At 69.8% G+C, this 10,940-nt stretch carries 10 protein-coding genes; 6 read left to right on the plus strand and 4 right to left on the minus strand.

From position 1 onward, the window contains the following. Positions 1-2 precede the first annotated feature (2 nt). Complete coding sequence (gatA, locus tag Q8K49_RS02980) at positions 3-1,529, minus strand: Asp-tRNA(Asn)/Glu-tRNA(Gln) amidotransferase subunit GatA (protein ID WP_305303938.1); 1,527 nt, start codon at positions 1,527-1,529, stop codon at positions 3-5. After that, on the minus strand, positions 1,526-1,825 hold the full coding sequence (gene gatC / locus Q8K49_RS02985; RefSeq protein ID WP_305303939.1) for an Asp-tRNA(Asn)/Glu-tRNA(Gln) amidotransferase subunit GatC: 300 nt from the start codon (positions 1,823-1,825) through the stop codon (positions 1,526-1,528). The genes gatA and gatC overlap by 4 nt, the downstream gene beginning before the upstream one ends. Positions 1,826-2,020: 195 nt before the next feature. On the opposite strand from gatC, the gene Q8K49_RS02990 reads away from it, so the two are divergent. The 5 genes from Q8K49_RS02990 to rodA all read left to right on the plus strand — a co-directional run bounded on the left by Q8K49_RS02990 (position 2,021) and on the right by rodA (position 7,821). Beyond that, positions 2,021-3,067 carry a rod shape-determining protein gene (locus Q8K49_RS02990; protein ID WP_305303941.1) on the plus strand — a complete coding sequence of 349 codons (1,047 nt, stop codon included), beginning with the start codon at positions 2,021-2,023 and terminating at the stop codon, positions 3,065-3,067. Positions 3,068-3,201: 134 nt separating this feature from the next. After that, positions 3,202-4,143, plus strand: a complete 942-nt coding sequence (gene mreC / locus Q8K49_RS02995) for a rod shape-determining protein MreC (RefSeq protein ID WP_305303943.1) — start codon at positions 3,202-3,204, stop codon at positions 4,141-4,143. Beyond that, the gene (gene mreD, locus Q8K49_RS03000) at positions 4,140-4,661 is read left to right on the plus strand and encodes a rod shape-determining protein MreD (protein ID WP_305303944.1); all 522 of its coding nucleotides are present in this window, start codon (positions 4,140-4,142) and stop codon (positions 4,659-4,661) included. Before mreC ends, mreD begins: the two co-directional genes overlap by 4 nt. Beyond that, on the plus strand, positions 4,658-6,664 hold the full coding sequence (mrdA, locus tag Q8K49_RS03005; protein WP_305303945.1) for a penicillin-binding protein 2: 2,007 nt from the start codon (positions 4,658-4,660) through the stop codon (positions 6,662-6,664). The genes mreD and mrdA overlap by 4 nt, the downstream gene beginning before the upstream one ends. Next, positions 6,661-7,821: a rod shape-determining protein RodA gene (gene rodA, locus Q8K49_RS03010; RefSeq protein WP_305303947.1), complete on the plus strand. Its 1,161-nt coding sequence runs from the start codon at positions 6,661-6,663 to the stop codon at positions 7,819-7,821. Before mrdA ends, rodA begins: the two co-directional genes overlap by 4 nt. Positions 7,822-7,855: 34 nt before the next feature. Here rodA and Q8K49_RS03015 read toward each other — a convergent pair whose 3' ends face one another. Then, positions 7,856-9,349: a sensor histidine kinase gene (locus Q8K49_RS03015; RefSeq protein ID WP_305303949.1), complete on the minus strand. Its 1,494-nt coding sequence runs from the start codon at positions 9,347-9,349 to the stop codon at positions 7,856-7,858. 36 nt (positions 9,350-9,385) lie between these two features. Next, entirely contained in the window at positions 9,386-10,057 is a 672-nt protein-coding gene (locus tag Q8K49_RS03020) for a response regulator transcription factor (RefSeq protein WP_305303951.1), read from the minus strand. Positions 10,058-10,260: 203 nt separating this feature from the next. On the opposite strand from Q8K49_RS03020, the gene recA reads away from it, so the two are divergent. Next, the coding region (recA, locus tag Q8K49_RS03025; RefSeq protein WP_305303952.1) for a recombinase RecA at positions 10,261-10,940 on the plus strand (680 nt) is incomplete at its 3' end.

Genomic DNA, 10,940 nt, shown 5'->3' on the forward strand with positions numbered 1-10,940 from the left:
GGTCAGAACCCGGCGGGCGCGCGGGCGTGGAAGTCGGTGGCCTGCTGCAGCGCGTGCGCGGTGTGCAGCAGCCGCCCTTCGTCGAAATAGTTGCCGATGAGCTGAAGGCCCACCGGCATGGCGTGCGCGCCCAGGCCCGCCGGCACACTCATCCCCGGCAGGCCGGCCAGGCTGGCGGGCAGGGTGAAGATGTCGGCAAGATAGGCCTTGACGGGGTCGTCGCCCTGTTCGCCGATCTTCCACGCCACCGTGGGCGCCACCGGGCCGGCGATGACGTCGCAGGACTTGAAGCAGGCCTGGAAGTCGTCGGCGATCATGCGGCGCAGCTTCTGCGCCTGCAGGTAGTAGGCGTCGTAGTAGCCGTGCGAGAGCACGTAGGTGCCGATCATGATGCGGCGCTGGACCTCGGCGCCGAAGCCTTCGGCGCGCGTCTTCTTGTACATGTCCTCCAGGTCGGCGTAGCGCGCGGCGCGGTGGCCGAACTTGACGCCGTCGAAGCGGCCCAGGTTGGAGCTGGCTTCGGCCGGCGCGATGATGTAGTAGACGGGGATAGCCAGCTCGGTGCGCGGCAGGCTCACGTCGACCAGCGTGGCGCCCAGCTTCTCGAGCTCGGCCAGGGCCGAGCGCACGGCGCCGCCCACGTCGGCGGCCAGAGCGGCGGGGAAAAACTCCCTGGGCAGCCCGATGCGCAAGCCCTGCAGCGGCCGCGTGGCGCTGGCGCCTTCGCGCGGTTGCTGCATCAATGCCGCGTAGTCCTGCGGCGGGCGCTGCGCGCTGGTGGAGTCGCGCGCGTCGAAGCCGCTCATCGCCGACAGCAGCAGGGCGCAGTCTTCGGCCGAACGCGCCATCGGCCCGGCCTGGTCGAGGCTGGAGGCGAAGGCGACCATGCCGTAGCGCGAGCACACGCCGTAGGTGGGCTTGATGCCGGTGACGCCGCAGAAGCTGGCGGGCTGGCGAATCGAGCCGCCGGTGTCGGTGCCCGTGGCCGCCGGCACCAGGCGCGCCGCCACCGCGGCCGCCGAGCCGCCCGAGGAGCCGCCGGGCACGCGTGCCCGGTCCCAGGGGTTGTGCACCGGGCCGAAGGCCGAGTTCTCGTTGGACGAACCCATGGCGAACTCATCGCAGTTGAGCTTGCCCAGCGTCACCATGCCCGCCCCTGGGCCGCGGTCCGGTTCACCCGGGCCCAGGCGCGCCACCACGGTGGCGTCGAAGGGGCTGGCGTAGCCCGCCAGCATCTTCGAGCCGGCGGTGGAAGGCAGTCCGCTGCGCGCGAAATCGGTGACGAAGATGTCCTTGTGGGCAATGGGCACGCCGGCGAGCGCGCCGCCCTCGCCGCGCGAGCGTGCCGCGTCGGCCTGCGCCGCGGCGGCCAGCGCGCGTTCGGGCGCGGTGGCCAGGAAGGCGCCCAGCGCCTCGTGGTCACGCATGCGGGCCAGCAGCGCCTGCACGACCTCGACGCTGGAGACGGCCCTGGCGGCCAACGCGCGTGACAGCCCGGCCACGCCCAGCGTGTGCAGGTCGTCTCTCATTCAATCACCTTGGGCACGAGGAACAACCCGTCTTCCACGGCCGGCGCGCTGCACTGATTGGCCTGGCGCTGGTCGCTCTCGGTGACCACGTCCTCGCGCAGCCGCAGGCTCGCCGTGTGCACGGCCGACAGCGGTGTGTACAGCGGCTCCACGCCGCGCGTGTCCACGGCGCTCATCTGCTCGACGATGCCGAAGAATCCGTTGAGTTGTTCGAGCATGCGTGCCTGCTCGGCACGGCTGAGTTCGAGCCGCGCCAGGTGGGCGATGCGGCTCACGTCCTGCAGGGTCAGGGCCATGGTGTTGCGGGCTTGAAAACGGGCCCCGGTTGATGCGCGATGCTGCTGAAAAAAGCAGCATCGCCCCTCGGGGCGATGGGTGGATACGTTATTATCTCCGGTTACCCGCAAGTCCTTTGGCGGGCGGCCGAGTCGGGTTATCGTCGCGGTCGAAATCCTGAAAGTGCGCGCCCCGCGCCAGCTCCCCGCCCGCCCATGTTTGCTGCCTCCCTGCGCCGTTATTTTTCCACTGACCTGGCCATCGACCTCGGCACGGCCAACACGCTGATCTACGTGCGCGGCAAGGGCATCGTGCTCGACGAGCCTTCGGTGGTTTCGATCCGCCACGAAGGCGGGCCGCAGGGCAAGAAGACGATCCAGGCCGTGGGCAAGGAAGCCAAGGCCATGCTGGGCAAGGTGCCGGGCAATATCGAGGCCATCCGACCGATGAAGGACGGCGTCATCGCCGACTTCACCGTCACCGAGCAGATGCTCAAGCAGTTCATCAAGATGGTCCACCCGCGGTCCCTCTTGCGCCCCAGCCCCCGCATCATCATCTGCGTGCCCTGTGGCTCGACCCAGGTGGAGCGGCGTGCCATCCGCGAAAGCGCCCTGGGCGCCGGCGCCAGCGACGTCTTCCTCATCGAGGAGCCGATGGCCGCGGCCATCGGCGCGGGGCTGCCGGTGAGCGAGGCCTCGGGCTCGATGGTGGTCGACATCGGCGGCGGCACCACCGAGGTCGGCGTCATCAGCCTGGGCGGCATGGTCTACAAGGGCAGCATCCGCGTCGGTGGTGACAAGTTCGACGAAGCCATCATCAATTACATCCGCCGCAACTACGGCATGCTGATCGGCGAGCCCACCGCCGAGAACATCAAGAAGACCATCGGCAGCGCCTTCCCGGGCAGCGAGGTCAGGGAGATGGAAGTCAAGGGCCGCAACCTCAGCGAAGGCGTGCCGCGCAGCTTCACGATCAGCTCCAACGAGATCCTGGAAGCGCTGACCGACCCGCTCAACCAGATGGTCAGCGCGGTGAAGAATGCGTTGGAGCAGACCCCGCCCGAACTCGGCGCCGACATCGCCGAGCGCGGCATGATGCTCACCGGCGGCGGCGCCCTGTTGCGCGACCTGGACCGCCTGCTGGCCGAGGAAACCGGCCTGCCCGTGCTGGTGGCCGAAGACCCGCTGACCTGCGTGGTTCGCGGCTGCGGCATGGCGCTGGAGAGCATGGAGCGGTTGGGGTCGATCTTCACCTCAGAGTGAGCCGCTTTTCTGCTGCGCCTGCCCAGCTCGGGCCTGCGGTGCTCGCCGTACGGGTGTACGGCTGCGCTCCTCGACCCAATCTGAGCACGCTCGCGACGAAAATCGGCCCACTCTGAACTGAACGGGCTGGACGTATGCCCCTGGGAACGCTCGACCGCACGCCGCCGCCGTTCTTCCGCCAGGGCCCCTCGGCCCGGACCAAGCTCGTCTTCTTTTCGGCGCTGGCGCTGCTGCTCATGGTGGCCGATTCGCGATTCAAGGTGGTCGAGCCGCTGCGCACGGCCCTGGCCATGGCCTTGTCGCCGGCCCAGCGCGTGATGGCCGTGCCGCTGGAGGCCTGGGCAGGGGGCGGCGACTACCTCGGCGGCCTGCACCGCGCCTTGGCGGGCGAGCGCGAGGCCCGGGCGAAGCTGGCAGCGCAATCCGAACGCGCATTGCGCACCGAGCAGCTGGCGGCCGAGAACGCGCGCTTGCGTGCCCTGCTGGAGCTGCGCCCGGCCATCGCCGTGCGCTCGCAGCCGGCCGAGGTGCTCTACGAAGCGGCCGACCCCTACTCGCGCAAAGTCTTCATCGACCGCGGTACGGCGCAGGGCGTGGCGCTGGGCTCTCCGGTGGTCAACGAAGCGGGCGTCCTGGGCCAGGTGACACATGCCTACGCGCTGACCGCCGAAGTCACGCTGCTGACCGACAAGGACGCCGCCATCCCGGTGCTCAACCTGCGCACGCAGCAGCGTGGCGCGGCCTTCGGTGCCGGTGCGGCGCCGGGCGGCATGGAGCTGCGCTTCACTTCGGCCAACGCCGACGTTCAGGTCGGCGACCTGCTGCACACCAGCGGCCTGGACGGCGTCTACCCCCCGGGCTTGCCGGTGGCGCGCGTGGTGAACGTGCAGCGGCGCGTGGAGTCGGGCTTCGCGCGCGTGGCGCTGGCGCCCGTGGCCCACCCCGATGGCGTGCGCCACGTGCTGGTGCTGCAACCGCTGTCGGCCCAGTTGCCGCCTCGGCCGGCCGCGCAGGCCGAGCCGACCCGGGCCGGGCGGCAGGCCAAGCCTGCGCGGCGGGGAGCGTCGGCGCCATGATCATGCCGCGGGGCTCGGACCAGCTGCTGTTGCCGGTCAACCCCTTGTTCATCGCCTTCACGCTGTTGTTGGCCCTGGCCTTCAACCTGCTGCCGCTGGGGCGCCAGCCCGCCCTGCCCGATCTGCTGGCCGTGGCCCTGGTGTTCTGGAACGTGCACCAGCCGCGCCGCGTCGGTGTCGGTCTGGCCTTCCTGTTCGGGTTGGTCATGGACGTGCACCAGGGCGCGCTGCTCGGCCAGCATGCGCTGGCCTACACGGGGCTGAGCTTCGTGGCCATCTCCATGCACCGGCGCCTGCTGTGGTTCGGCGTGGTCGAGCAGGCGCTGCAGATCCTGCCGGTGTTCGCTGCGGCACACGGCCTGGCGCTGGCGGTGCGCCTGTTGGCCGGCGGCATGTTCCCGGGCTGGGGCATCCTGGCCGCGCCGCTGTTCGAAGCGCTGCTGTGGCCGCTGGCGACCGGGTTGATGCTGGCCCCGCAGCGCCGCGCACCCGATCCGGACCGGAATCGTCCGCTATGACGGAGCTGCGCGATCTCGAGCAGGAGCTCGGCCGCTTCCGTGGCCGCGTGCTGGCGGCCGCCGCCCTCGTGCTGGTGGCCTTCTCGCTGCTGGCCGCGCGGCTGGTGTACCTGCAGGTCTTTCGCCACGAAGACCTGGCCACGCAGGCCGAGGCCAACCGCATCGCCGTGGTGCCCATCGTGCCCAACCGCGGCCTCATCGTCGACCGCAACGGCGTCGTGCTGGCCACCAACTACTCGGCCTATACGCTGGAGATCGCGCCCACGCGCGGGAAGGAAGGCGGCAGGGACGGCGAGCTCGATGCGTTGATCGACGAGCTCGCCGCCGTGGTGACGATCGAGCCCAGGGACCGCCGCCGCTTCAAGCGGCTGCAGGAAGAGCTCAAGGGTGCCGAGTCGCTGCCCATCCGCACCCGCCTGAGCGACGCCGAGGTGGCGCGCTTCACGGCGCAGCGTTTCCGCTTCCCCGGCGTGGAAGTGAAGGCGCGGCTTTTCCGCAGCTATCCCCTGGGCGAGACCGGCAGCCACCTGCTGGGCTATATCGGCCGCATCAACCCGGCCGAGAAGGCGGCGATGGAGGACTGGGACGAGGCCGAGCTGGGCAACTACAAGGGCACCGAATACATCGGCAAGCTCGGTCTGGAGCAGAGCTACGAACGCGTGCTGCATGGCACGGCGGGATTCGAGGAAGTGGAGACCAGCGCCGCCGGCCGGGCGGTGCGCCGCCTCAACAGCCACTCGCCCACGCCCGGCGACAAGCTCGTGCTGTCCATCGACATCAAGCTGCAGGCGCTGGTGGAAGACCTCTTCGGCGAGCGCCGCGGCGCGCTGGTGGCGCTGGACCCGCGCACGGGCGAGGTGCTGGCTTTCGTCAGCAAGCCGACCTTCGACCCCAACCTGTTCGTCGACGGCATCGACGTCGAGAGCTGGCGCGAGCTCAACGAGAGCATCGACAAGCCGCTATTGAATCGGGCCCTGCGGGGCACCTACCCGCCGGGCTCGACCTACAAGCCCTTCATGGCGATGGCCGCGCTGAACACCGGCAAGCGCGCGCCTTCGACGCTGATCAACGACCCCGGTTTCTTCATGTTCGGCGGCCACCGCTTCGGCAGCCCCGAGAACGAGCGCGGCGGCATCATGGACATGCACCGCGCGATCGTCGAGTCGAGCAACGTCTACTTCTACACCCTGGCCAACGAGATGGGCGTGGACCTGATGCACGAGCAATTCCTGCCGCTGGGCTTCGGGCGCAAGACCGGCATCGACGTCGAAGGCGAAGTCACCGGCGACCTGCCCTCCACCGAATGGAAGCGCAAGCGGTTCAAGAAGCCCGAGCAGCAGAAGTGGTACGCCGGCGAGACCATCTCGCTGGGTATCGGCCAGGGCTACAACAACTTCACCATGCTGCAGATGGCCGGCGCCATGGCCACCCTGGTCTCGGGCGGCCAGCGTTTCAAGCCGCGCCTGGTGCGCGAGATCGAGGATGTCCTCACCGGCCAGCGCAAGGGCGTGGCGAACGACGCGCTGGCGCCGCTGCCGTTCAGGCCCGAGCATGTGGAAGTCATCCGCCGCGCGCTCCAGGGCGTGACCCAGGTGGGAACCTCGCGCGGCTCCTTCGTCGGGGCGGGCTATGCCAGCGGCGGCAAGACCGGCACCGCGCAGGCCGTGGGCGCCAGGGCCAACGAAAAATACAACGCGGCGCGGCTCGAGGAGCACAAGCGCGACCACGCGCTGTATATCGCCGCCGCGCCGATGGACGCGCCGACGGTGGCCCTGGCGGTGATCGTCGAAAACGCCGGCTGGGGATCGCAGTCCGCGGCACCGATCGCCCGCCGTGTCTTCGACTACCTGCTGCTCGGCCAGTACCCCAGCGAAGCGGATATCGCCGCGATGCGCGAAGGCAAGGCCACGGCGCCCATCGGCACGCGGCGCCGCGCCGCCGACGTGCCGCTGCCCGGGCAGGCCTTGCCCCTGGTGGCCGCCGCGGGAGCGGTGGCGCGATGAATATCGCCTTCGGACGGACCTCGCCCTGGCCGTGGCTGCGCCGCGTCTTCGGTGGCTTCGACGGCCCGCTGCTGGCCGCGGTGGCGATGCTCGCCGCGCTGGGGCTGGTGGCCATGTATTCCGCCGGGTTCGACCACGGCACGCGCTTTGCCGACCACGGGCGCAACATGCTGCTGGCGCTGGGCGTGCTCTTCCTGGCTTCGCAGGTGCCGCCGCACAAGCTGCAGCGACTGGCTGTGCCGCTGTATCTGCTGGGCATCGCCCTGCTGGTGGTGACGGCGCTGCCGGGCCTGGGCATCACCAAGAAGGGCGCGACGCGCTGGCTCGACCTGGGCGTGGTCATCCAACCCAGCGAGATCCTGAAGATTGCGATGCCGCTGATGCTGGCCTGGTGGTTCCAGAAGCGCGAGGGCCAGCTGCGCGTGCTCGACTTCGCCATTGCCGGGCTGCTGCTGCTGGTGCCGGTGGCCCTGGTCGTGAAGCAGCCCGACCTGGGCACGGCGCTGCTCATCCTGGCCAGTGGCGTGTACGTCATCTTCTTCGCCGGCCTGTCGTGGAAGCTGGTCGTGCCCGCGCTGTTGTTGGGCGCGCTGGCGGTGGCCGGCGTGATCCTCACGGCCGACCGGATCTGCCAGGAAGGCGTGAACTGGCCGCTGCTGCGCGACTACCAGCAGCACCGCGTGTGCACCCTGCTGGACCCCACCAAGGACCCGCTGGGCAAGGGCTTCCACATCATCCAGGGCATGATCGCCATCGGCTCGGGCGGGCTCGCCGGCAAGGGCTTCATGAAGGGCACCCAGACGCACCTGGAGTTCATCCCCGAGCGCACCACCGATTTCATCTTCGCGGCCTTCAGCGAGGAGTTTGGCCTGGCCGGCGTGCTGCTGCTGCTGGCGAGCTTCACCTTCCTGATCTTCCGCGGCCTGATGATCGCCACCGAGGCGCCGACCGTCTTCACACGGCTGCTGGCCGGCGCGGTGACGCTGAGTTTCTTCACCTACGCCTTCGTCAACATGGGCATGGTCAGCGGCATCCTGCCCGTGGTGGGCGTGCCGCTGCCTTTCATCAGCTACGGTGGCACGGCGATGGTCTCGCTGGGCCTGGGCCTGGGCATCCTGATGTCGGTGGCCCGCAGCCGAAGGCTGATGCAGAGCTGACGCCGCAGGTTGATGCAGAGTTGACGCCGGCGCCTCACGCCGCCGTGGTGGCGGCGGCTTGCGGCTTGGGCGCAGTGAGCGGAAAACGCACCGTGAACAGCGCCCCTGGCGTTGCCGTGGCGCTGCGCGGCCGTGCGTCGACGACCGTGACCTCGGCGCCGTGGCGCTGCGCGACCTCGAGCACGATGGCCAGGCCCAGGCCGCTGCCGTCCACCTGCGTGTCCAAGCCCCGATAGAAAGGCCGGAATACGGCCTCGCGCTCGCTCGCGGCGATGCCCGGGCCGGTGTCCTCCACCTGCAGCACCACGACCTGGCCGAAGGGGTCGGGCACCACGCGTGCCGTCACCGTGCCGCCCTTGGGCGTGTACTGCAGCGCGTTGTCCACCAGGTTGCGCACCATCTCGCTGAGCAGCACCGGCTCGCCGATCAGGCGGGTGCTCTCGTTGGCGTCCGGGCCCTCGTAGCCGAGGTCGATGCGCCGCTCGATGGCGCGCGGCACGAAGTCGCGCACCACGGCACGGGTCACGGCCGTCAGGTCCACAGGCTGGTGGCGCGAGGCCTGGTCCGTGTCCTCGGCGCGCGCCATGGCCAGCAGCTGGTTGACCATGTGCGCCGCGCGCTGCGTGCTCAGCGCGATCTGCCGCAACGAGTGCTTTATCGAGGCCGTGTCGCCACGGCCGCTGTCGATTTCGCGCGCGGCGATCTCGGCCTGCATGCGCAGCCCGGCCAGCGGTGTCTTGAGCTGGTGTGCCGCGTCGGCCAGGAAGTGGCGCTGCGTGGCGATGGTGCGGTCCAGCCGCTGCAGCAAGTCGTTGATGGCGCGCACCAGGGGCACCACTTCATCGGGCACATCACCCTCGGCGATGGCCGACAGGTCGGTGCTTTCGCGCGCGCGGATGCGCTGCTGCAACTCGGCCAGGGGGCGAATGCCGCGCGCCAACGCAAACCACACCAGCACCACCGCCAGCGGCAGGATGACGAACTGCGGCAGGATCACGCCCTTGATGATCTCGGTGGCGAGCTGCGAGCGTTTGCCCAGGGTCTCGGCCACCTGCACCAGGGCTTCGGTGCCGGCGCTGGCCCCGGTACCCACGAGCCAGACGTAGGCCACGCGCACGGGCTCGTCGCCGATCATGTCGTCGCGAAACCGCACGCCGGCTTCGCTGGCCGGCTCCTGGCCAGGCACGGCCAGGCCGGCTTCGCCGGCGAGCAGCTCGCCGCGCCGGCCGAGGATCTGGTAGTAGGTGCGGTCGTCGTCGTCGGTGCGCTTGAGCGTCTGGGCGGCCCGCTCCAGCGCCAGGCGCACCTCGGCGGCGCTCGGGTTGGCGGCCGTGGCCTGCACGGCCGCGGTACGCGCCAGGGCGCGCGCCAGGTCGGCCAGTTCGCGGTCGTAGGGGCGGCTGGCGATGGCCTGGGCCACCAGCCAGGTCAGGCCCAGGCTCATCGGCCAAAGCAGCAGCAACGGGGCGAGCATCCAGTCGAGGATCTCGCCGAACAGGGAGCGTTGTTCGCGATGGGCTGCGGGCATGGGGGCGGGCGGGCCACCCGCGGCCGGGGCCGCGGGTCAGGCGGCGATCTTCTCCAGGCAGTACCCCAGCCCGCGCACGGTGGCGATGCGCACGGGCCCCTGCTCGATCTTCTTGCGCAGGCGGTGGATGTAGACCTCGATGGCGTTGTTGCTCACCTCTTCGCCCCACTCGCACAGACGCTCCACGAGCTGGTCCTTGCTCACCAGCCGGCCGGCACGCTGCAGCAGCACCTCGAGGAGCGAAAGCTCCCGCGCGGAGAGTTCCACCATCTGGTCGTTGAGGTAGGCCACGCGGCCCGTGGCGTCGAAGGTCAGCGGGCCGTGCTTGAGCAGGCTCGACGCGGTGCCCAGGCCGCGCCGGGTGAGGGCGCGCACGCGGGCTTCGAGCTCCTGCAGCGAGAACGGCTTGGCCATGTAGTCGTCCGCGCCCAGGTCCAGGCCCTTGACGCGCTGCTCGACGCTGTCGGCCGCCGTGAGGATGAGCACCGGCACGCTGCTGCCGCGGCCACGCATCTTGCGCAGCACCTCGAAGCCGTGCATGCGTGGCAGGCCGAGGTCGAGGATGACGAGGTCGAACTCGTGGGCGGCCAGTGCGGCGTCGGCCTCGCTGCCCGTACCGACCTGATCGACGGCGTATCCCGAGGCCCGCAAGGACCGCAGCAGCCCGTCTGCGAGCACCTGGTCGTCTTCGGCGATGAGGATTCGCATGGGCCTGTCTCCTGCGGGCCGGGCGGTTGCCCGGCCTCTGTGGGGCGGTCGGATTCTAGGGGCGGGCCGCCCTGGGCGACACCGTGGGGCGGCGTGCCTGCGGAACTCTTCCCCCCAGCGAGGTGGCCTTGAGGAGTTACCCCAGAAGGACTGTACGAATATCCAGCTTGTGCCCCATAATTCAGCCCAACCAGGAGAGAACCATGGACGCACCGGCCAAATCGCTCAATACCGAAAAAGCCAAGGCCCTGCAGGCCGCCCTGGCGCAGATCGAAAAGCAGTTCGGCAAGGGCTCGATCATGCGCCTGGGCGAAGGCGAAGTCATCGAGGACATCCAGGTCGTGTCCACCGGTTCCCTGGGGCTGGATATCGCCCTGGGCGTGGGCGGCCTGCCGCGCGGCCGCGTCGTCGAGATCTACGGCCCCGAGTCCTCGGGCAAGACCACACTGACGCTGCAGGTCATCGCCGAAATGCAGAAGGTCGGAGGCACCTGCGCCTTCATCGACGCCGAGCACGCGCTGGACATCCAGTACGCCCAGAAGCTGGGGGTGAACCTGCAAGAGCTGCTCATCAGCCAGCCCGACACCGGCGAGCAGGCGCTCGAGATCGTCGATGCGCTGGTGCGCTCGGGCGCCATCGACCTCATCGTGATCGACTCGGTGGCCGCGCTCACCCCCAAGGCCGAGCTCGAAGGCGAAATGGGCGACTCGCTGCCCGGCCTGCAGGCCCGCCTGATGAGCCAGGCGCTGCGCAAGCTCACCGCGCACATCAAGAAGACCAACTGCATGGTCATCTTCATCAACCAGATCCGCATGAAGATCGGCGTCATGTTCGGCAGCCCCGAAACCACCACCGGCGGCAACGCACTCAAGTTTTACGCTTC

The organism is Brevundimonas sp., assembly GCF_030682035.1.
In the GTDB taxonomy this organism is placed as follows: Bacteria; Pseudomonadota; Alphaproteobacteria; order Caulobacterales; family Caulobacteraceae; genus Brevundimonas.

Coding starts and splice junctions, on each gene's coding strand:
- gatA (WP_305303938.1), bottom strand. CDS start 1,529: ATGAGAGACGACCTGCACACGCTGGGCGTGGCCGGGCTGTCACGCGCG.
- gatC (WP_305303939.1), bottom strand. CDS start 1,825: ATGGCCCTGACCCTGCAGGACGTGAGCCGCATCGCCCACCTGGCGCGG.
- Q8K49_RS02990 (WP_305303941.1), top strand. CDS start 2,021: ATGTTTGCTGCCTCCCTGCGCCGTTATTTTTCCACTGACCTGGCCATC.
- mreC (WP_305303943.1), top strand. CDS start 3,202: ATGCCCCTGGGAACGCTCGACCGCACGCCGCCGCCGTTCTTCCGCCAG.
- mreD (WP_305303944.1), top strand. CDS start 4,140: ATGATCATGCCGCGGGGCTCGGACCAGCTGCTGTTGCCGGTCAACCCC.
- mrdA (WP_305303945.1), top strand. CDS start 4,658: ATGACGGAGCTGCGCGATCTCGAGCAGGAGCTCGGCCGCTTCCGTGGC.
- rodA (WP_305303947.1), top strand. CDS start 6,661: ATGAATATCGCCTTCGGACGGACCTCGCCCTGGCCGTGGCTGCGCCGC.
- Q8K49_RS03015 (WP_305303949.1), bottom strand. CDS start 9,349: ATGCCCGCAGCCCATCGCGAACAACGCTCCCTGTTCGGCGAGATCCTC.
- Q8K49_RS03020 (WP_305303951.1), bottom strand. CDS start 10,057: ATGCGAATCCTCATCGCCGAAGACGACCAGGTGCTCGCAGACGGGCTG.